Annotated in this window: 18 protein-coding genes; 10 read left to right on the top strand and 8 right to left on the bottom strand. The window is 62.5% G+C overall.

What is annotated here, in order from left to right; all coding sequences use genetic code 11:
- Positions 1-59 precede the first annotated feature (59 nt).
- The 4 genes from fcl to VGC77_RS10190 all read right to left on the bottom strand — a co-directional run bounded on the left by fcl (position 60) and on the right by VGC77_RS10190 (position 3,892).
- Positions 60-1,031, bottom strand: a complete 972-nt coding sequence (gene fcl / locus VGC77_RS10205; protein ID WP_331171454.1) for a GDP-L-fucose synthase — start codon at positions 1,029-1,031, stop codon at positions 60-62.
- Positions 1,032-1,152: 121 nt separating this feature from the next.
- Positions 1,153-1,866, bottom strand: coding sequence for a glycosyltransferase (locus tag VGC77_RS10200; protein ID WP_331171453.1), 714 nt, complete (start codon positions 1,864-1,866; stop codon positions 1,153-1,155).
- Positions 1,853-2,869, bottom strand: coding sequence for an STELLO glycosyltransferase family protein (locus VGC77_RS10195; protein WP_331171452.1), 1,017 nt, complete (start codon positions 2,867-2,869; stop codon positions 1,853-1,855). Before VGC77_RS10195 ends, VGC77_RS10200 begins: the two co-directional genes overlap by 14 nt.
- Before the next feature lie 57 nt (positions 2,870-2,926).
- Positions 2,927-3,892, bottom strand: a complete 966-nt coding sequence (locus VGC77_RS10190; RefSeq protein ID WP_331171470.1) for a lysylphosphatidylglycerol synthase transmembrane domain-containing protein — start codon at positions 3,890-3,892, stop codon at positions 2,927-2,929.
- A gap of 535 nt (positions 3,893-4,427) precedes the next feature.
- Here VGC77_RS10190 and gmd point away from each other — a divergent pair.
- The 9 genes from gmd to VGC77_RS10145 all read left to right on the top strand — a co-directional run bounded on the left by gmd (position 4,428) and on the right by VGC77_RS10145 (position 12,590).
- Positions 4,428-5,519: a GDP-mannose 4,6-dehydratase gene (gene gmd, locus VGC77_RS10185; RefSeq protein WP_331171451.1), complete on the top strand. Its 1,092-nt coding sequence runs from the start codon at positions 4,428-4,430 to the stop codon at positions 5,517-5,519.
- A 190-nt stretch (positions 5,520-5,709) separates the two neighbouring features.
- Complete coding sequence (locus VGC77_RS10180; protein WP_331171450.1) at positions 5,710-6,711, top strand: NAD-dependent epimerase/dehydratase family protein; 1,002 nt, start codon at positions 5,710-5,712, stop codon at positions 6,709-6,711.
- Between the two features lie 69 nt (positions 6,712-6,780).
- Positions 6,781-7,893: a DegT/DnrJ/EryC1/StrS family aminotransferase gene (locus tag VGC77_RS10175; protein ID WP_331171449.1), complete on the top strand. Its 1,113-nt coding sequence runs from the start codon at positions 6,781-6,783 to the stop codon at positions 7,891-7,893.
- On the top strand, positions 7,893-8,648 hold the full coding sequence (locus VGC77_RS10170) for a class I SAM-dependent methyltransferase (RefSeq protein ID WP_331171448.1): 756 nt from the start codon (positions 7,893-7,895) through the stop codon (positions 8,646-8,648). Before VGC77_RS10175 ends, VGC77_RS10170 begins: the two co-directional genes overlap by 1 nt.
- Positions 8,648-9,340, top strand: a complete 693-nt coding sequence (locus VGC77_RS10165; RefSeq protein ID WP_331171447.1) for an acetyltransferase — start codon at positions 8,648-8,650, stop codon at positions 9,338-9,340. The genes VGC77_RS10170 and VGC77_RS10165 overlap by 1 nt, the downstream gene beginning before the upstream one ends.
- Before the next feature lie 3 nt (positions 9,341-9,343).
- Entirely contained in the window at positions 9,344-10,267 is a 924-nt protein-coding gene (locus tag VGC77_RS10160) for a glucosyl hydrolase (protein WP_331171446.1), read from the top strand.
- The gene (locus VGC77_RS10155; RefSeq protein ID WP_331171445.1) at positions 10,264-11,202 is read left to right on the top strand and encodes a glycosyltransferase family 2 protein; all 939 of its coding nucleotides are present in this window, start codon (positions 10,264-10,266) and stop codon (positions 11,200-11,202) included. Before VGC77_RS10160 ends, VGC77_RS10155 begins: the two co-directional genes overlap by 4 nt.
- A gap of 12 nt (positions 11,203-11,214) precedes the next feature.
- The gene (locus tag VGC77_RS10150) at positions 11,215-12,168 is read left to right on the top strand and encodes a GNAT family N-acetyltransferase (RefSeq protein WP_331171444.1); all 954 of its coding nucleotides are present in this window, start codon (positions 11,215-11,217) and stop codon (positions 12,166-12,168) included.
- Positions 12,165-12,590 carry a GtrA family protein gene (locus tag VGC77_RS10145; protein WP_331171443.1) on the top strand — a complete coding sequence of 142 codons (426 nt, stop codon included), beginning with the start codon at positions 12,165-12,167 and terminating at the stop codon, positions 12,588-12,590. Before VGC77_RS10150 ends, VGC77_RS10145 begins: the two co-directional genes overlap by 4 nt.
- Here the strand turns inward: VGC77_RS10145 and VGC77_RS10140 are convergent.
- The 4 genes from VGC77_RS10140 to VGC77_RS10125 form a co-directional block, all read right to left on the bottom strand.
- Positions 12,587-13,795, bottom strand: a complete 1,209-nt coding sequence (locus VGC77_RS10140) for a hypothetical protein (protein ID WP_331171442.1) — start codon at positions 13,793-13,795, stop codon at positions 12,587-12,589. The genes VGC77_RS10145 and VGC77_RS10140 overlap by 4 nt on opposite strands.
- 123 nt (positions 13,796-13,918) lie before the next feature.
- A complete protein-coding gene (locus VGC77_RS10135) occupies positions 13,919-15,874 on the bottom strand; it encodes a hypothetical protein (protein ID WP_331171441.1) in 1,956 nt (651 codons plus the stop codon).
- A gap of 164 nt (positions 15,875-16,038) precedes the next feature.
- Positions 16,039-17,847, bottom strand: coding sequence for a hypothetical protein (locus tag VGC77_RS10130; protein WP_331171440.1), 1,809 nt, complete (start codon positions 17,845-17,847; stop codon positions 16,039-16,041).
- 24 nt (positions 17,848-17,871) lie between these two features.
- Complete coding sequence (locus VGC77_RS10125; protein WP_331171439.1) at positions 17,872-18,042, bottom strand: hypothetical protein; 171 nt, start codon at positions 18,040-18,042, stop codon at positions 17,872-17,874.
- Between the two features lie 143 nt (positions 18,043-18,185).
- Here VGC77_RS10125 and VGC77_RS10120 point away from each other — a divergent pair, with 143 nt between their 5' ends.
- Positions 18,186-19,802 (top strand): hypothetical protein, encoded by a 1,617-nt coding sequence (locus VGC77_RS10120; RefSeq protein ID WP_331171438.1) that lies wholly within the window; start codon positions 18,186-18,188, stop codon positions 19,800-19,802.
- Positions 19,803-19,863: the final 61 nt, after the last annotated feature.

The raw sequence follows: 19,863 nt of genomic DNA, 5'->3' as shown, positions 1-19,863 counted from the left end.
ACGAACCGCGATGGTCGAGAGCATGATCCCGAAAAGCGGGCACCCGCTTTCGGAAAAGATCACGCTTTAGCTGCGATGTTATCCTTGTACCACGCATAGGTCTGCGTCACCCCGTCGCGAAGCGCGATGCGGTGCGTCCAACCCAGTCGCGCGATCGCGGTGACGTCGAGCAGTTTGCGCGGCGTGCCGTCGGGCTTGCTGCGGTCGAACACGAAAGATCCTTGATAGCCGACCACCTGCTTGATGGTTTCCGCGAGTTCAAGAATGGTCACGTCGACGCCGGTGCCGACGTTGAGCGGCACAGCGCTCTCGTGAAATTTCATCAGGTGAATCGTGGCGTCGGCGAGATCGTCGACGTGCAGGAACTCGCGGCGCGGCGCACCGGAGCCCCAGATCTCCACCGAAGGGCTGTTCTGCAGCTTGGCCTGATGCACCTTGGCCAGCAGCGCCGGCAGCACGTGGCTCGAGGTCAGGTCGAAATTGTCGTGCGGCCCGTAGAGATTGGTCGGCATGCAGGAGACGAAGCGGGCGCCATATTGCTGCCGATAGGCCTCGCACAGCTTGAGCCCGGCGATCTTGGCGATCGCATAGGCCTCGTTGGTGGGCTCGAGCTTGCCCGCCAGCAGTTCTGATTCGGAAATCGGTTGCTGCGCGAATTTCGGATAGATGCAGGACGAGCCGAGGAACAATAGCTTCTCCACGCCGGCCTGCCAGGCGGCGTGGATGATGTTGGTCTCGATCACCAGGTTCTCATAGAGGAATTCCGCCGGGTGTCGCGAGTTGGCGAGAATGCCTCCGACCTTGGCGGCGGCGAGGAAGATCGCCGCGGGCCGTTGGGTCTCGATGAAGCGCGCGACGTCGGCCTGCACCCGCAGGTCTAGCTCCGACCGAGAGGCGGTGATGATCTCGCAGTCTTCACTCTGCAGCCGCCGCACGATCGCGGAGCCGACCATTCCCCGATGGCCGGCCACCCAGATCTTGCGGCCCTTGATCGCGAACGGGGTCTTTTGCACGGCGGCTTCGGCGTCCATCTCGCACCTGTCAAACTGGGCGGTTTGCCCTGCAATTCTCGCGGCTGTTGCCGTGGCCGGCTCGGCGCGCGGTCACGTCGTCAACTGCTCCCAGGCAGCCGTCAGTACCGCGCCACGCGGTTCAAGCCGGTCGACCGAGCTCCCTCCACAGGTAGCTCAGCAACAGCTTGCCGGTGCGGAACGCCTTGAAATGCGTCTCACCGGCAATCCGCCTGGACTCCCGCGTCGGAAATTCCACCGCACGGTAACGCTTGCGGTAGCACCTCGCCACCATTTCGATGTCAATCGAAAGACCTTCCTGCAACGGTTCGATCGCCAGGAAGCGGTCCTTGCGCATGCCGCGGAAACCGTGCAGCACGTCCCAGATGATCGGGCCTTTGCGGCGCCACAGTACAGCGGTGACGAAGCTGATGCAGAGCACGAACCATTTGCGCGGACGAAACCAGTCGTCGTCCTCTTCGTTCTTGGAGCCTTCGATATTGCGGCTGGCGATGACGAGGTCATTACCGGCCTCGAACAGCGGGCGAAATTTCAGGATGTCCTGCTGATCGACCGTTCCTTTTGGGTGGAACAGCACCAAGGCATCGGTCGTGCACTTGGAAAATGCGAACAGGTAGGCCTGATTGTAGCCCTTGACGGGTTGCCGATACACCGGGATTCCCAGCGATTCCAGGTATTCGACCGTGCCGTCGGTGCTGCCGCCGTCGACCGCGAAGACTTCTTCATAGGCATGCAGCGGCAGCCGCGGCGCGTCCTGTTGGCAGCCCTTCAACTCGTTCCATGTCAGCAGACACAGCGACAGCCGGAGCTGACCCTTGGTGTTACTTGGTTCCACTGCGCCCCTCGCTGATATCGTTGAGATCGCTGATCCAGGCGTTGAGCAAAGGCAGTTCATCCTTGCCGATGACGTCGAGCTTCACCAGCGCTTCGTAGCAGCGGGCGAGGTTATCGAGCATGTGCGCGGTGCCCTTGCGCAGCGGGGTGTCTTCGAGGGTCTTGCGGATCCGGTCGTTGTTCAGATAGCCGGGGACCTCGTCGGCGAAATCCTTGATCAGGCTGTGTTCGTTACGCTCCTGATAGACGGTGGGTTCGTGGAACAGGATGTGCCAGTCGTTCTCCCAGGCGATGCGCTGCGCGACGAAGCTGCGCCAGATATCGGTCATCCGAAACGAGCAATAGGCAGGCAGATACAATAGCGGATAGGTCTCGGGCCACCAGGTGGTGTTCTGGCTGTTGAACGGGCACCAGGCGCCTTGGCCGAGCGCGACGCGGCGGTCGCTGCGGAACGACTGCGGCAACGGCAGCAGCAGCCGGTAGACCGCGTCGACGTCGGGGTTTTCATCGGCGAGGCCCTGCTGGATCGGGCAATCCAACCGTTCGACCGCGAGGCTCTCGAAATCCGGCGCGGGCTGCTGAACGAACTCCAGCGGCAGGCCGCGCGGCCAGATCTGCACGTCGGAAAAATAGCGATACACGTTGATCCATCGCGATTCGCGGATCGCGCTGGCCTCGACGTGACGATGCCTGGCGCCGAAGAAGTCCGGCCGCGGAATGTTATCGTCGTCGGTTTCCAGGATCAGCGGCGCGCGCTCGGCGATCGCCAGCAGATAGCCGATGTTCTTGCGGGCGTAGTGCCGGGTCGGGCAGCTCTGGGCGAAGGCGAGGCCGGTCTTGAGCTGCGCCGCGACGTCCAGGAAACGGCAGCCGTCGAGCGAGAAATCCGCCGGACTTTTGGTGTCGCCGATCACGATGAACTGAAACCCGGCCTGCTTGGCTCCATCGGCGATGATCCGCAGTGCCTCATTGGGCGCGTTGATGGAGGTCAATACTATGTGCATGTAACTCACTCGCTCGGAAGAGGGGCTGACCGGAACGACTCGTAATCGAGTTGCGATCTAGGCTGTGGGATGGGCTTCCATGTTGGTTTTCCAGAACACGCCGAAGGCACCCGGCAGGCTCGTTAGCACGAGGCTGAGCCCGAACGCCACCGACACCGCAAAGGAGGGACCGCTGGCAATCCCGAGCAGGCCGAAGCCCGCGACGGTAGCGGCCTCGCGCACGCCCCAGCCGGCGAAGGAGATCGGCAGGATCATCAGCAGCATGATCGGCATCAGCAGCACCGCCATCTCCGCAACCGAGGCGACGATGCCGGCGCTGCGCGCGATAAAGATCATCGCCACCACGTTCAGCAAATGCATCAGCGCGCTCAGCGCCACGATCGCCAGCGAGGAGCCGCCATGGCTGAACATCATGCGGACGATCGACACCAGATCCGTGGCGATGGAAAAGATCCGGTTCTGCATCAGCTTCATCGAGGACAGCCGATCGTTCCGGTTGAAGATGCCGAGCCCGACCGCGCCGGCAAGCCCGGCCGCGGAGGCGGCCGACAATAGCAGCAGCGACATTTGCAGGACCGGAGAGGAGTCCGCCAGCTCGTAGGTCACCGGCGTGACGATCACCACCATCCCCAACAGCGTGAGCAGGCCGATCATGCGATCGAGCATGATCACCTGTGCGGCCACCCGGCGCCGCATTCCGGATCGTGTCAGTTTGACGACGCGGGCAATATCGCCGGCCACGAAGGTGATCAGAACCTGGCTGAGGAAAAGCCCGGCCATCCAGATGTTGAGCGATTGCAGGAAACCCACCCGCTGCCCGAACATCGCCACGACGTATTGCTGGCGAACCGCCGCGAGCAGCGACTGCACGAAAAGAATCACCACCGACCCGATGATCGCGTAGAGCATGTTGCGATCGAGCAACACCGACTTGACGCTGTCGATATTCAGGCGGGGCAGAACCAGGAAAATCAGGGCAACGCTGGCAAGTATTTTGACGATTAGGGAAAGTCTTGCCGTCAATGTTTTCTTGAGCAAAAGCCTAATCCCGAATTTGGCCTGAATTCATGACCCTGGCGGCGCGCGAAGCGACCACAAATGTTGTTCAGCTCCCACGCGGGCGGTGCGTTGACCAGCCGGAAATGCTAGCCAAGCTGTTACGACAACATCCATGTCAGATCAAGTCGGCCGCCCCTCCGGGCGGCCTTGCCCGGGGGCGAAACCGCTCTTTTTTCAGATCGGTGCCGGGCGCTTGGATCCGGCATTCACACTCCGACGGGACTCGGCCGGGAACGCTTCAGGATGCGATTGTTACATGACGTTGGCGGCGGCGGGGCCGCCGGCGGGCGCGACCGCCAATCTAAGGCTTGAACAACAACTGCAAGCGATATAATCGACGATGAGGTATATTGTGACGGGTATCTAGCCCAATGGTTTAGCTTCAGCGCCTGCAGCATTTCCCCGGCTTGTCTTGGTCCAGTTGTAGTCTTGGCTACTCGGATTGTGTATGAACCGAGACTAGGCTGCCGCCCGAACCGTGCTTAGGACATTGCAGGATATGACGAAAAAAGTTGCGCTGATTACCGGCATCACCGGCCAGGATGGTTCTTATCTCGCCGAATTGTTGCTGACCAAGGGCTATGCCGTGCATGGCATTCGGCGGCGTACCTCGTTGTTCAATACCGATCGTATCGATCACCTGTATCATGACCCGCACGAAAAGGGCTACGATCTTACCCTGCACTCCGGCGATTTGACGGACTCCACCAGCCTCATTCGCATCATGCAGGAAGTGCAGCCGGACGAAGTCTATAATCTCGCCGCGCAAAGCCACGTCGGGGTTTCCTTCGACGAGCCGGAATACACCGCGAACTCTGACGCGCTCGGGGCGCTACGCATCCTCGAGGCGATCCGCATTCTCGGGCTGATCGGCAAGTCGCGGTTCTACCAGGCCTCGACCTCCGAATTGTACGGGCTGGTCCAGCAGACGCCGCAGTCGGAAACCACCCCGTTCTATCCGCGGTCGCCCTACGCGGTCGCGAAGCTGTATGCGTACTGGATCACCGTCAATTATCGGGAATCCTACGGCATGTATGCCTGCAACGGCATCCTGTTCAATCACGAGTCCCCGGTTCGCGGCGAGACCTTCGTCACCCGCAAAATCACCCGGGCGCTGGCGCGGATCAAGCTCGGCCTGCAAGACCGGCTCTATCTCGGGAACCTGAACGCGTTGCGCGATTGGGGCCATGCCCGCGATTACGTCGAAATGCAGTGGCGGATGCTGCAGCAGGAGAAGCCGGACGATTTCGTGATCGCGACCGGCGAACAGCATTCGGTTCGCGAGTTCGTGCAGGCCGCGGCCGGTGAGATCGATCTGAAGCTGCGGTGGGAGGGCGAGGGAATCGACGAGAAGGGCTACGACGCCGGCACCGGAAAGTGCCTGGTCGAGATCGATCCTCGCTATTTCCGCCCGGCCGAGGTGGAAACTTTGCTGGGCGATCCCAGCAAGGCCAAGCGGCTATTGGGCTGGACGCCGACCGTGAGTTTCGGCGAACTGGTGCGGGAGATGATGATCGAGGACTTCAAGTCGGCGCAGCGCGACGAACTGGTTGCGCATCACGGCTTCAAGTATTTCAATTACAACGAGTGAGAAATCACGGGCGGCGGCACGCGGCGAATTGCGAGCGGATGGCGCTGCCGTCCGGCTTGCGTAATCGCGCAGGGAGGACGCCCTCGGTTGCGGCGCCCGATGTGGCTGCCGGCGGCGCGCTAGGCCGCGGCGCGGTCAGGAATTCGGGTTGCGCGCCGCGCGAATTGGCGGTGACTGAAAGAGGTCCGTGATGCTGGATTTCTCCAGGTTCAATCGACAGAAGATCATGATCACCGGCGGCGTCGGGCTGATCGGCTCGGCGCTGGCGCGGCGGCTGCTGGAATCCGGTGCCGAGGTCGATATTCTGCTGGTCGATAGCCTGAACGAGAATTTCGGCGGCAACCTGTTCAATATCGGGGCGATCAGGGATCGCGTCCGGGTGAACATCTCCGACATCCGCGACACCCACGGGCTGCGTTATCTGCTGCGCGATTGCGATATCATCTTCAATCTCGCCGGCCAGACCAGCCACCTCGATTCGATGAGTGCGCCGTTCGAGGATCTGCAGATCAATTGCCTGGCACAATTGTCGCTGCTGGAAGCCTGCCGCGAGATCAATCCGGACGTCCGGATCATCTATGCCAGCACCCGGCAGGTCTACGGTCGCCCGCAATACCTTCCGGTCGATGAACGCCATCCGGTCAATCCGGTCGACGTCAACGGCATCAACAAGGTGTCGGGCGAGTCCTATCACCTGCTGTATCACACCGTGCACGGCCTACCCACCACCGTGCTGCGCCTGACCAACACCTACGGGCCGCATATGCGGATCCGCGACGCCCGGCAGATCTTCCTCGGGATCTGGGTGAAGAACCTGATTCAGGGAAAACCCTTCGAAGTCTGGGGCGGAGCGCAGCGCCGGGATTTTCTGTATGTCGACGATGCCGCCGATGCGTTTATTGCCGCGGCGCTCAGCGACAGCACGATCGGCAAGGTCCTGAACGTCGGAGGTTCCGACACCGTGACGCTGGAGGAATTGGCGCAGCGGCTGGCCGGCGTGCGCGGGTCCTCCGGCTTTCAGGTCTGCGAATTTCCCGCCGATCGAAAGCGGATCGATATCGGTGACTATTTCACCGACGATACCGCGTTCCGGCAATTGACGGGCTGGCAGCCGCTGACGTCGCTGGCGGACGGGCTCAGCCAGACCGTGGATTTCTACCGCAAGCATATCGATGCCTATCTCTCGTCCTGATCGCGCTTGCGTCCCTTCGCGACATCGGCATCGCTTGCTCGCCCGGTTGCGCCAACAGCGGTTCACAGCATGACACCCCAGGTTCCCCTCAACGATTTGAAGCGGCACACCGAACCGGTGCAGACGGAGATTCTACAGGCGGTCAGCGAGGTCGTCGGCAGCGGATGGTTCGTGCTGGGTCGGCAGGTCTCCGCGTTCGAGGCCGAATTCGCAGCCTATGTCGGCGCTGCGGCTTGCATCGGGGTGGGCAACGGCACCGACGCGCTGGAACTGGCGCTGCGCGCGGTCGGATGCGGTGCCGGCAGCGAGGTGGTCACGGTGGCGAATGCCGGCATGTATGCCTCGGCGGCGGCCGTGGCGATCGGCGCGACGCCGGTGTTTGCCGATGTCGATCCAGTGACCTTGACGATGGATCCGCGGTCGCTGGAGGCCTGCATCGGCGAGCGCACCAAGGCGATCGTGGCGACGCATCTCTACGGCCAGATGGCTGCGATCGAGCTGATCGCCGACATTGGCCAACGCCGCGGCATCCCGGTGGTCGAGGATTGCGCGCAGGCCCATGGCGCGAAACGCGGCGAGCGGCAGGCCGGCAGTTTTGCCGCGGCCGCCTGCTTCAGCTTTTATCCCACCAAGAACCTCGGCGCGATGGGCGATGGCGGTGCCATCGTCACCAGCGATCCAGCGCTCGGCGCGACGTTGCGGTCGCTTCGGCAATATGGCTGGGGGCGGAAATACGAGGCGGTCGCGCCGCACGGCCGCAACAGCCGGCTCGACGAAATCCAGGCCGCCATCCTGCGCAAGAAATTGCCGTATCTTGATGGCTGGAACGCGCGGCGGCGCGACATCGTGCGCCGCTACCATGCCGTCGCCGCGCCGCAGATCGTGCTGCCGGACGCCGCCGACCCCGCCTATGTCGCGCATTTGTGCGTGGCCCGGACGCCGCATCGGGCGGCGTTGCGTGCCTGGATGGACAGCCAGGGCGTCGCCACCGAGCTGCATTATCCGGTTTCCGATCACCAGCAGCCGGCGCTGCAGGGGCTGTCCCGCGCGCCGGTGTCGCTGGCGGTGACCGAGCGGGTCGCCGCCGAGATCGTGACGCTGCCTTGCTTCCCAGAAATGACGGAAACTGAGATAGTCAGGGTCTGCGACGCGTTGCACGTGTTCCGAGCTGCGGATTTGTGATGACCGATAAACCCGACATCGAATGGGACCAGCTCGATTACGCGCGATTTGCGCAGCTCGCCTCGGACGATCGGCTCTCGATGTATGAGAAGATCGGCTTTCCGGATTCCTATCGCAAGGGATATGAGGAGCTGATCGTCAACGACATCGCCGCAAAGCTGCCGCGGCTCGGGCAGTGCGGCCTCACGGTGCTGGACATCGGTCCGGGATGCAGCGCGGTGCCGCACATGCTGATCGAGCTCTGCCGCCGGCAGCAGCACCGGCTGTTTCTGGTGGATTCGCCGCAGATGCTGGCGCAGCTTCCCGATCCGGATTTCGTCGTCAAGCGGCCGGGTCAGTTTCCCGAGTGCGCCGGCGGCCTTGCCGAGCTGAACGGCGCGGTCGATGTGGTGATTTGCTACTCGGTGTTTCACTATGTCTTTGCCAGCGGCAATCCCTACGCCTTCGCCGACGAGATCCTGCGGCTGCTGGCTGCCGGCGGGCAGTGCCTGATCGGCGACATTCCGAACGCCTCGAAGCGCTACAGGTTCTTTGCCAGCGACGCCGGCATCGCCTTCCACAAGCAGTTCACCCGGAGCGATACGCTGCCTCCGCAGCGGCCGGACGGCCCGCAGCCCGGCGTGATCGACGATTCGGTTCTGATGGGGCTAGTTTTGCGCGCGCGGGCGGCGGGGGCGGATGCCTATCTGGTGCCGCAGCCGGCCGAGCTGCCGATGGCGAACCGGCGTGAAGATCTTCTGATCAGGAGGCCCTGATGAGCTCGCCAGCCACGATCAAATCCAGAGATCTGGTGATTATCGGCGACAGCGCCTTCGCCGAGGTGGCCTGCGAGTATTTTACCCACGATTCCGATTACAACGTGGTCGGCTTCGCGGTCGAGCGCGGCTATCTCAAGACCGAGCGATTGCTGGGGCGGCCGGTGGTGGCGCTCGACGAACTGACCACGCGGTTTCCGCCGGCGGACCACGACGTCTATGTCGCGATCGTCTACAGCCAGCTCAACTGGCTGCGCCATCGTCTTATGCGCGCCGCCGAGGAGCTGGGCTACGGGCTTGCGAGCTATGTCAGCAGCCGCGCCTTCGTCTGGCCGAATGTCAAGATCGGCAAGCATTGCTTCATTTTCGAGAACAACGTCGTGCAGCCGTTCGTGACGCTCGGCGACAATGTGGTGCTGTGGAGCGGCAACCACATCGGCCACCACTCGCATATCGCCGACAACGTGTTCGTCTCCTCGCATGTCGTGATCTCCGGGTTCTGCGAGATCGAGGCGAACTGCTTCTTCGGCGTCAATGTGGCGGTGGGCAACAACATCACGGTGGCCCGGGATTGCTGGATCGGCCCCGGGGTGGTGATCAACCAGGGCACCAAGGAGGCCGAGCTGTATCGCGCGCCGGCCGCCGAGCCGTCCAAGGTGAGCGCACTGCGCTTCTTCCGGGTGAAGGATTGACGCATGGCGTGGCGCAAGCTCGGTCTGGTCTATGCGCCCGAAGGCGACGCGCCATGGGCACGCTCGCACGCACTGGCGCCGACGCCGGTGCTGCGCGACGACGGCAGGCTGCGCATTTATCTGTCATCCTGCGACGCGCAGATGGTCGGCAGCGTCGGCTATGTCGAACTCGACCCGGCATCGCCGACGCGCGTGCTCAAGGTGGCGCACCGCCCGGTCTTGGGGCCGGGCGCCCCCGGCTGCTTCGACGACAACGGCGTCAACGTCACCGCGATGCTGCGGGTCGGTGACGAATGGTGGATGTATTATTTCGGTTATCAATTGTGCCAGCGCGTGCGCTACGTGCTGTTTGCAGGGCTGGCGATCAGCAGGGATGACGGCGAAACCTTTCAGCGGGTGTCCCAGGTACCGATTCTCGACCGTAGCGACGGCGAACGCTACGTTCGCAGCGCGCCCTTTGTGCTGCGGCAGGGCGACGGCTTCCGGATGTGGTATGTCAGCGGCGACGAATTCATCGACGTCGGCGGCAAGCAGGTGCCGCGTTATGGTCTGCGCTATCTGGAATCGGACAACGGACTGGATTGGGCGAAGTCGGGTTTGCCGATCGTGTCGCCGCAGGGCGTCGACGAATACGGCTTCGGCCGGCCTTTCGTGCTGGCGACGCCGTCCGGCTATCGGATGTGGTATTCCCACCGCACCCGCTCGCAATGGTACCGCATCGGCTATGCGGAATCCCAGGACGGCGTGCGCTGGACGCGGCGCGACGGCGACGCCGGAATCTCCACCTCGGAGACCGGGTTTGATTCCGATATCGTCTGTTATGCCTCGGTGATCGACACCAGCGCCGGGCGGTTGATGTTCTACAATGGCAACGACTACGGCCGGACCGGGTTCGGCGTCGCGATCGAACAGGCTGGGCAGCGATGACAGACCACCGCAAGACGCTCTCGCTGGTCGTGCCGGTGTATTACAACGCGGAATCGATTCTGGAGTTGCACTCGGAACTGGAGAGCCTGTCGCGTCGACTCGATAGCCGCGGCGTCGATCTCGAACTGATCTTCGTCAATGACGGCTCGGGCGACGAGTCGCTGGCCCGGCTGCTGCAGGTCAAGCAGTTGCGGCCCGCCACCAAGGTGATCAACCTGTCGCGCAATTTCGGCGCGGTGGCGGCGTCGAAGACCGGCTTCGGCTTCGTCACCGGCGATGCCTTCACCGTGATCGCCGCCGACCTGCAGGATCCGCCCGAACAGATCCTCGAAATGGTCGACCGCTGGCTGGCCGGCGCCAAATTCGTGATCTCGGTGCGTGCCTCCCGCAAGGATCCTCCGGTGACGCGGCTGTTTGCCTGGATCTATTACCGGATTGTCGACTGGATGGTGGTGAAAAATTATCCCGCCGGCGGCTTCGACCTGATGCTAATGGACCGCGCGATGCTGCAATACATGATCGGCAGCACCAAGAACACCAATCCGAACATGTACGCGTTCTGGCTCGGCTTCACCCCGGTGAAGCTGCCCTATCACCGCCGCGAGCGCCGCCACGGCCGCTCGCGCTGGACGTTCGGCAAGAAACTGAAATTCTTCGTCGACACGGTCAGCGGCTTCTCGGTGACGCCGCTGCGCATCCTGTCGCTGTTCGGCATCGGGGTGGCGCTGGCCAGTTTCGCCTACGGTGCCAGTGTCGCGGTGTCGGCCTTGCTGGGACATGTGCAGGTTCGCGGCTTTGCGACGCTGGCCGCGCTGATCAGCTTCTTTTCGGGGCTGATCCTGTTCATGCTGGGCGCGCTCGGCGAATATCTCTGGCGGGTGTTCGACGCGGTCAACAACAAGCCGGAAGCCGTGATCGAAGACGTATTTCTCTAGGGATCGATAACGATGACGATCGCGATCAGGCGCTATACGAACGAGATGCGCCCGGCCTGGGACGACTTCGTGCGGTCGAGCAAGAACGGCACGTTTCTGTTTTGCCGGGACTATCTCGAATATCATCGCGACCGCTTCGACGACTACTCGCTGGTCGTGCTCGACGGCGAGCGCATCGTCGCGCTACTGCCGGCCAATCGCGTGGACGACGAGTTGCAGAGCCATGGCGGCCTGACCTATGGCGGCTTCGTCACCAGCGAGACCATGACCACGCCGCTGATGCTGGAGCTGTTCGCCGCGCTCGGCGATTATCTCCGCGAAGCCGGCTTTCGCAGCGTCTATTACAAGACGATCCCCGCGATCTATCATGCGGTGCCGGCCGAGGAGGATCTCTACGCGCTGTTCATCGGCCAGGCCGCTTTGGTGCGGCGCGACGTGCTCAGCGTGGTCAGGATGGCACGGCGGCCGAAGCTGCAGGAGCGCCGCCGCCGCGGCGACGCCAAGGCCGCGCGGGCCGGCGTGAAGGTTGCGCGATCCGACGATTGGCCGGCCTATTGGGCGCTGTTGTCGGACCATCTGCAGCAACGCTTTGCCACCGCGCCGGTGCACTCGCTGGCTGAGATTTTTTATCTGCAGGGTGCGTTTCCGGCCAACATCCTGCTTTACGCGGCCTGGCTGGACGAGGAGATGGTGGCTGGCGTGGTGATCTACCTCTCGGCCGAGGTGGCGCACGTGCAATACATCGCCTCGTCGGCAAAGGGCCGCGATCTGCATGCGCTGGACCGGCTGTTCGTGCAACTGATCGATGAGCCCGCGATCCAGCGGCGCTATTTCGATTTCGGCATCTCCAACGAGCAGCAGGGTCGGGTGCTCAATCGCGGGCTGATCGAGCAGAAGGAAGGGTTTGGCGGCCGCGCGGTGGCGCATGATTTCTACCGGATCGATCTCGACGCGGCCCGGCAATGAGCGACCCGCAGCAGGCGCCGCTGCGGCACGGCCTCAAGCGGCAGTTCTCGCGTTTCGTCGGCGTCGGCGTGGTCAACAGCGTCGCGACCTTCGTGCTCTATCAGATGCTGCTGTTGGCGATGCCGTATTGGCTGGCGTTCACCCTTTCATTCGCCGCCGGCCTGGTGTTCGGCATGATCGCCGGGGCGCGGCTGGTGTTCGGCCGCAAGATCAACCTGGTCTCGGCGGCGAGCTTTTCAGCTTATTACGTATTCAGCTACGCCTTGAGCTTGCTGATCCTGATGGTGGTGGTCGACCGGCTGCAGATCTCGGCGCGGCTGGCGCCGTTGATCGTCATTGCCATCATGGTGCCGCTGAATTTTCTCGGCAGCCGCTATGCGCTATCGCTGCGCTCGCAGCCGCGCGACGCGGGCGAACGCTAGGCCGAGGCGGATTCCGTCTCGGCTTCAGGCACGGCCCGTCGGAACGGCCAGCGCGGCTGCCGCATGGTGTGGATCCACAGCGCGACGAATACGCTGACGTTCATCGCCGCGACCAGTAAGGTGACGTCGATGCCGCCGATCACCCGGGGCCAGCTCGACAGATAGGCGAATAGATTGAACGTCATCGCGGTGGCCCAGAAGATAAACACCGGCAAATAGCTTGGCGCCGCCGCCGCCAGCAGCGCCGAGCTGATCACCGCGATATGAAGATGGTTTTCATGCACCTCGGTATGCAGCATGGCGTAAGACACTGTGGCGGTGGTGCAAAACAGCAACAGGGTGCGGGGCGATCGTTTGGTGAAGCCAAATCCGACGATCAGCGCCGCAAATGACGTCAGCGAGACGATCTGCGAGGTGGTCCACAGCCAGCCGGGCACGTGAAACAGATATTGCTTGATCGTCAGCATCGGCGAGGTCGGGCCGAGGTCGGGGACGGAGGCCTCGCCGCTCGCCAGCGCATTCACCCAACCGACCACCCAGTTCAGGTTGAAGGCGTTGCCGGAAAAGAAAGTGCGGGCGCCCGGCGCGCGGAGAATGCCGAGGATGACCTCGCTGCCGAAAAACCCGATCTCGGAGCCGAGCACCACAAGCGCCGCCACCAGCAGTTCGGCCCAAACCCGAGGCCGCCTGAGTTCCGGCCAGATCCAGATCAGGAAGAACGGCGTCAGGATGATCGGCTGCCATTTGAACAGAAGGGCGATGCTGTACAGCGTCGAAAACATGATCCAGCGCCGGTCGGCGAGCGCGATCAGGGCTCCGATCAGGAACGGCGTGAAAAAGATGTCGGTGGATTCGAAGATCATCGAATTGGCGGCGAGCCCCAGCATGGTCGCGGTGGCGATGCCGAGGTTTCTACGCCAGGCGTAGACCGACACCCCGGTTGCGAACAACAGGATCGATTGGATCACCTTGAAGGTGGCGTATTGCGGCCAGGGCAGCAGCGATATCAGAGCAAAGACGCTGAAGGTCATCGGCGGATAGACGTCGCGCACGGCGTAGTAGCCGGCGACCAGCCCGTGCTCCTGGAACTGCTTGATCCAGATCGCCCAATGGGTGGCCCAGATTTCCGGACCGAGCCGCGACGGCACGAACGACAGCGTCGACAGCGCGACCACCACATAGGCCAGAACGAGGATGTCCCGCATTCCGTTTTGCGGATATTCGCTTAGGTTCATGTCATGACCTGATGTAAGCGAGGTGAAGCGGACAATACGCCTTGGTAACCGAACGCTGCATCGCAGGGCGAACCCCACGAGGTGAAATGCGGATCAATGGGCACGGCCGTCGACAAGATAGACCGCCCCATGGTCGTCATGAAAGCTGGCGCGGGCGTAGCCGGGATCAAAGCCGGGCGGGGCCGGTGCGACCCAGGCGTAGCTGGTGACGTTCGCTTCCCGCAGCAGCAGCATCGCCGCTTCGGCATCGGCGGAGCGCTCCACCCGCTGCAGCCGATCCATCCGGTCGATCGCGATGTTGCGCCGGCTGTCGTCCTGCTTCAGCTGGCTGGCGGCGCGAGCCAGGAACGTCGGGGTGTTGGTCAGGCTCGCCAGGGCGGTGGCGGTGTCGACGATGTAGGCCTTTGGGTCGACGGGGCCGACCGCCACGGTGGCCTTGGCGTCGCTTGGATGAAGCCTGATCCATCGGGCCGCGGCGATAATGCCGGGATCGGCCGCGACGTCATAATATTCCTTGCCCCAGGCGAAGCGCGGCCGGGCCGGATCGAATCCCGTCGCGGCGATGGCCGCCGCCGCGACGCAGACCGCGCCCAACCAAGCAACCGCGAGCCGCCGCTCGGCGGCAAGGCCGCCGATCGCCGTGACCAGGTATTGCGCAATCCAGATGATGAGCACCGCATAGAGCAGCACGAAGCTGCGGTGCTGATATTCGCTGATATCGCCCCAGGGATCATGCGGCGCGTACAGCACCATGGCGAAAAACACCGCGATCAGCGCCAGCGGTAGCGTGTCGAACGCGCCCCAGCGCCAGCCCGCCCGCTGTTTGGCCAGCTTGAGCGCGATGGGGTATAGCAGCAGCAGCGCACCGACCGCCGCGGGTAGCAGCAACAACGTGCCGGCGAACAGGCCGGGCAGCTCGCCGGTCCGCGCGATGATCCGATCGTACAGCCCGGGATAGGCGGTCGGCTCGTTGGCGCGGTAGATGAAATTGAGGTACGGCACCACGGCCGAATGCGCCAACCAGAGCTGTCTGGCCGGCGCAATGGCGGCCACCGCAATGATCGCGGCAAACGCTGCCGCGCCGGCCCCGCCGAGCCAACGCCACGGGTGGCTGCGCGCGGGCTTCGACTGCAGCAGGAAGCTGATCGCCAGCGCCGGGGCGAGCCAGATCAGGAAATGCACCCGCATCTGGAAGATGGCGATGGTCATCACGAGGGCGCCGATCAGCGTGGCGGTTGCCCGGGTCCGCTGCCAATCGTGCAACAGGATCAAGGCGACGCAACAGGCGGCGATGCCATAGCCCGCTCCCGGCGTGGTAAACAGCAACCAGTAGAAGCTGTAAAAACCGTTCTCGAAGCCGTAACGCGCGGCATCGGGAAGTAGCGTCAAGCCCGCTATGGCGGCCACGCCGGCCAGCCTGCCGGCAAACTGGCTCGCCAGCAGATAGCTCGCCGCAAGTGCCAGCAACAGCCCGAGCGGCGCCAGCACGGCGGTAGCGATCGCCATGCCGGAGGCGTTGACGGCCCCCAGCACGGCGGAGGGCAGCATGTACATGCCATAGTGGTAGAACACCCGCGGGTAATCTGCGAGCAGGATCGAGCCACGGCCGGCGGCCAGCGGATCGCCGAATTCGGCGAGCTGGGCGCCGTGCACGTAGTAGTCGCTCCAGGCGTGCAGCCTGCCGGTCGCGTCCAGAATCGGCGCGGTCTGAGCAAAGCCGCGGCACCAGATTGCGACGATCACCGCCACCACCAAGAGCGCTGCGAGATCACGCCAGTCGGTGGTCCGCGGCACTTGCCGCCAGCCCGCGACGGCACCGGCCAGCGGCAGAACGATCACCCCTGACCACAGCAGTAAAGCGCCGCTCGGCACGCCGCTGCCGAACGATCCCACGAGCAGCAGGATCGAACTCACGACGGCGCCGGTCAGCATCGCCATCGGCGCGCGCGGAACCAGTGCCGAGCAGGAAAACAGCGTCAGCATGATCTCGCCCACGGCCAACACGATGCCGCTGCCGATCAGCATCTCGGCCGCGCCGCGCAGCGTCAAGGGCACGTCGGCGAGGGACAGCATGGCGAGCAGGAATGCGGTGGCGATCAGCCCGGCTGCGAGATATCCGGCCAAAGCCAGCGCCGTCTCTTTGGCAGACTCCGCTCGGCCGGTGCGGGGACTCTCGCTTGCCGCAAGGCGGATCTGGCGCTCGACCGACGATGTCATTGCGGCGATCGCCGCAGCCTGGCGACGCCGGTGCGCAACAGGCGCGACAGGTCACCCAGCACGATGAACGGCAGCGCCGCGGCGATGCAGCCGACCGGAAACAGATAGCGCGGCTGCATGCCCGACCAGGCGCTGGCGTCCAAAATCGCGAACAGCAGAACCCGTGAGGCGACCAGCGCCAGCATCGCGCCGAGCGCCAAGCTAAGCACTGGCGACAGCGGCCAGCGGCGGACCAACACGGCGGCCGCGAGGAAGCAGGCCAGCGCGAGCCAGCAGCTCCATTTGAGGGTCGCGTTGTAATGGGCGAAGATCCATTGCGCCGCGGTCGTGCGCCATTCCGTCGTTGTCGGTGGCTCCTGCAGCTTGCTGATGTTCATCTGGATCAAGTCGTTTTCGCCGGCGTTGAGCAGGATCGGGTTGTTCAGCGGAACATGCTCAAGTCCCGGCGTCAATTGCAGCGTGCCGTTCTCACGCTCGATCCGAAACCCGTAGGGCGTCAGGCCCTGCCGGAATGGCCATTCGATCTTGAAGGCCAAGGCCGGTTGCGGGTTGTCCTGCTGCAGGCCGACCCCGGCTTCCCGCCGCAGCTCGGTCTTGGCCTTCACCGCGATCAGGTCGTGCCCGACCAGATCGAAACTCTTGATCGGAGATCCCGACGACGACAGCCAGCCCTCGATGGTTGCCACGGCGGAATTGTCCTGCGGCGGCGGCGCGCGGCGGTTGGCGATGCGGTCATAGAGCGCAATGATGTTCGGGGGCAGCACGCTGTCGGCGGCGCATTGCGAAAGATGCGCGGCAAACAGCAGCGTGGACACGTTATACAGCGAGGCCGGCAGGTATGGCAGCCAGGCCGACAGATTTGGATCGATGAAGGACAGCGGCACCCGACGCGCCTTCACGGTTCCGGCGTGAAAGGCCTGTTCCATTTCATCGGCGATCCGGCCGTAGAACGCCTCCGCCTGCGGTGCGCTGGAATAATACCCCTTGGCATTGACGGCGTCGCGTAGCAGCCAATAGAAATATCCAGCATAGAGGTCGCTGGTGCCGGCGAACATTTCTCCTTCGTGGCGTGCCCATTTGGCCGCCGGACTGTCCTCGAGGAAAGGCCGCAACTCGGCGAACGCCGGACTGACCTGATAGGCTTTTTCGCGCGCCGCCTGCGACACCGGCACAAAGCGCGGCGAGGGGGCGTCGATCTGCTGCAGCTTGGTGAAGGCGCGGACGTAATTCGGCGCGGTGAGTTCGTTGGTTGCCCACAGTCCGAAGCGCGCGCCGCTGATCGAGATCAATACGGCCCCGAGCGCGACGACGAGCACGGCCGGTGCGATGACCAGGGCCGCGGTGAGCCGCCAGGCCGCGGCAAAATCAACCCGCCGCAGCAGCCAGACAGCAACGATCCCGGCGAAGCTCAGCGCCAGGAATCCCCCCAGCAACGGCCCGGCTTCCTTTCGGGTGTGCCAGGCCAGCGCTAAAAAGATGGCGAACAACGCCGCATTCAGCGCCAGGTCGCGCCCGTTTCGGTAAGCGATGACGCGGACAAATTGGCCGCCCGCCAGCAGCATCAGTATTGCGTAGAAATTTTCCGCAAAGGTGCAGTCGAACAGATCGATGCTGTAGGGATGGAACGCGATCGCGGCGAATGCCAGCAACTGCGCCCAGCGCGGCACCGCAAGCCGGCCCCACGCCACGGCAAACGAGATCGCCGCAATCAGAAATACCAACTCGCTGGCAATTCGCAGCGGCAGTCCGGTCTGGCTGACGAGGGCGATCGCCAGCGGATAGATCGGCAAATGGATCAGCGCCATGAAATCGTAGGGCCGCCGCCAGTATCAGGCGTTGGCCGACAAAACCTGCCAGTAATCATCATGCGCGCGACTGGTTGCAGCGATCTCGTGATGCGCCACCAGCACGATTTTTAGGATGACAAGGGCGACGATCAAGCTTGCAAAACGCCAAGAAGTATTGGATGGCTGAGTTGCGTTTTCAGGGAGCTTTGTCATGGTGACGCAGGTAGCACGGCTTGCATCATACGCCAAGAAGCCAGTTTAAAAACCCGGCCGGTTTCCACGAGCGCGGGGCCATCATGGGCCTCGGTTAGCCGGTTTGTGGTCCCGTTTTAAGATATCTATTGGGATTATCCCGAATGAATCTCGCGTTTCGAAGAGGCGAAGGGAGTGCCTGGGCGCTGCTCGCGGTGTTTGTGGTTGCGCTTGGTGGCTACAATGCCAGATTGATTTACGACGACATCTATTTGATCACCTATTTTAAGATCATTCATAATAGCCACTTCGGTTTTCTCCCAACATTAATCTTGAACCTAGATCTTGCGCCTGCTGAATATCGGCTTTACGGGTTTTCGCGGCTGCTACACTACATTTTGTGGAGCTGTTTTGGTTCACAAGCGTGGTTTTATGGTTCTGTAATCAGTGCCACGCAAGTGGCGGCAGGATATGGGATTTCCCGATTATTACTTAGAGCCGGCGCCGATCGATTTCAGGCTAATCTGGGTGGAGTTGTCTGTTCTCTTTCGGCCTTTATCGTGACGTCCTGCTTCCATCACTATTCCTATTTGATTTTGCCTTATCAGTTGACGATCTTCTGTGCGCTTGTCATCAAGCGCCGAAAACTTGTATTGGGTATTTCCATTGCCATCGCGCTTTCGGGCGAGGCGCATCTTGCCGGGGCGGCAACCCTTCTCCTTTTGGCGGCGTTGATTGATAAGGAACGGTCGTTGCGAACCCGCCTCACGGACGCAGCGTTACCAATTTCGGCCATGTTCCTGACGGTTGTTACTCACCGACTGATATGGCTCTATCTCGTCGGGGACAGTGCCGCTCCAACGCGTTACAATCTGAGTTTTCCAACCCGAACGGAGTTAATTGAGCGCACCGGCCGCTGGCTGAACTCTTTGTTCCCGGGAATGACGACCCAAATTTTCGATATTTTCACGTTCTCCGGAGGCTGGGCCTTATTCGGATTTCTCATGGTGATTCTGGCGAGCGCCTTTGTTCGCTTCGTCCCTAAGCCGGGGAGCGACGCCGGGTGGCGCATTCCATTGGGCTTGGCTGCTATCTTTTTGTCCAGCCTCGCAATCTTGTGGGCACTCAGTGCATTTTCGGGACAGGTTTCGGCCGCCCTTCCGCGGCGGTACGGCTATGTTCCCAACACTATTTTTGTAGTCCTGGTCGTCGTCACCCTAAGCGCCCCGAGAATCAGGGCGAGGCTTAGTGCCGGTCCTGCAATCGCGGCAGCCGCGCTTAGCATATCGATCTGGGGGCTGCTTGAGTGCGTGACGCTTCCCTTGGTCAACATTCAAGACGGGCGGGTTTGGGACGTGCTACGTGGCACATTGAAGGCGAAAGGTGATGGAGCCGGCGTCTTGTTCGTGAGTGCCAGTGACTGGTCGGCTACCCAAGTGGATGAACTCAAGAAACTCGACAGCGTCTCATTTCGTGGCGATCCGTCAGAGGTGTTGGAGTCTCCCTTTAGCGGTTATGCTTGGGAGGCAGAGTATTCAATTGTCGTTGCAGGCGCAGCGTTTGCGGCTCACCGGTGGCGCACGGTTGACGAAGACCATGTCGAGCTTTTTGGCAACGGTTTGAATTTTCGTGCTTCACGGTTGGTGGAGAAGAAATCCGTAGTGGTGTTTTTCGATGAACGCCCGGCGGTTCGTCCGCTAAGCGACCCAAGGGCTATTACGACCTTTATGGATTGGGACAAATTTCATGCGGCGGTGACTGCCAAAGGATTGAAATGGTAATTGTCGCCGACCGCGCGGGTATTCCGATTCAAGTGGGACTCGGGTTGATCGTGAATTTAAA

Source organism: Rhodopseudomonas sp. (assembly GCF_036404135.1).
Lineage (GTDB): Bacteria > Pseudomonadota > Alphaproteobacteria > Rhizobiales > Xanthobacteraceae > Rhodopseudomonas_A.
This window is presented reverse-complemented; position numbering and strand designations above follow the sequence as displayed.

Excerpts from the sequence above, each read along its gene's own strand:
- fcl (WP_331171454.1), bottom strand. The coding sequence starts at position 1,031 with ATGGACGCCGAAGCCGCCGTGCAAAAGACCCCGTTCGCGATCAAGGGC.
- VGC77_RS10195 (WP_331171452.1), bottom strand. The coding sequence starts at position 2,869 with ATGCACATAGTATTGACCTCCATCAACGCGCCCAATGAGGCACTGCGG.
- gmd (WP_331171451.1), top strand. The coding sequence starts at position 4,428 with ATGACGAAAAAAGTTGCGCTGATTACCGGCATCACCGGCCAGGATGGT.
- VGC77_RS10180 (WP_331171450.1), top strand. The coding sequence starts at position 5,710 with ATGCTGGATTTCTCCAGGTTCAATCGACAGAAGATCATGATCACCGGC.
- VGC77_RS10175 (WP_331171449.1), top strand. The coding sequence starts at position 6,781 with ATGACACCCCAGGTTCCCCTCAACGATTTGAAGCGGCACACCGAACCG.
- VGC77_RS10170 (WP_331171448.1), top strand. The coding sequence starts at position 7,893 with ATGACCGATAAACCCGACATCGAATGGGACCAGCTCGATTACGCGCGA.
- VGC77_RS10165 (WP_331171447.1), top strand. The coding sequence starts at position 8,648 with ATGAGCTCGCCAGCCACGATCAAATCCAGAGATCTGGTGATTATCGGC.
- VGC77_RS10160 (WP_331171446.1), top strand. The coding sequence starts at position 9,344 with ATGGCGTGGCGCAAGCTCGGTCTGGTCTATGCGCCCGAAGGCGACGCG.
- VGC77_RS10155 (WP_331171445.1), top strand. The coding sequence starts at position 10,264 with ATGACAGACCACCGCAAGACGCTCTCGCTGGTCGTGCCGGTGTATTAC.
- VGC77_RS10150 (WP_331171444.1), top strand. The coding sequence starts at position 11,215 with ATGACGATCGCGATCAGGCGCTATACGAACGAGATGCGCCCGGCCTGG.
- VGC77_RS10145 (WP_331171443.1), top strand. The coding sequence starts at position 12,165 with ATGAGCGACCCGCAGCAGGCGCCGCTGCGGCACGGCCTCAAGCGGCAG.
- VGC77_RS10140 (WP_331171442.1), bottom strand. The coding sequence starts at position 13,795 with ATGCGGGACATCCTCGTTCTGGCCTATGTGGTGGTCGCGCTGTCGACG.
- VGC77_RS10130 (WP_331171440.1), bottom strand. The coding sequence starts at position 17,847 with ATGGCGCTGATCCATTTGCCGATCTATCCGCTGGCGATCGCCCTCGTC.
- VGC77_RS10125 (WP_331171439.1), bottom strand. The coding sequence starts at position 18,042 with ATGACAAAGCTCCCTGAAAACGCAACTCAGCCATCCAATACTTCTTGG.
- VGC77_RS10120 (WP_331171438.1), top strand. The coding sequence starts at position 18,186 with ATGAATCTCGCGTTTCGAAGAGGCGAAGGGAGTGCCTGGGCGCTGCTC.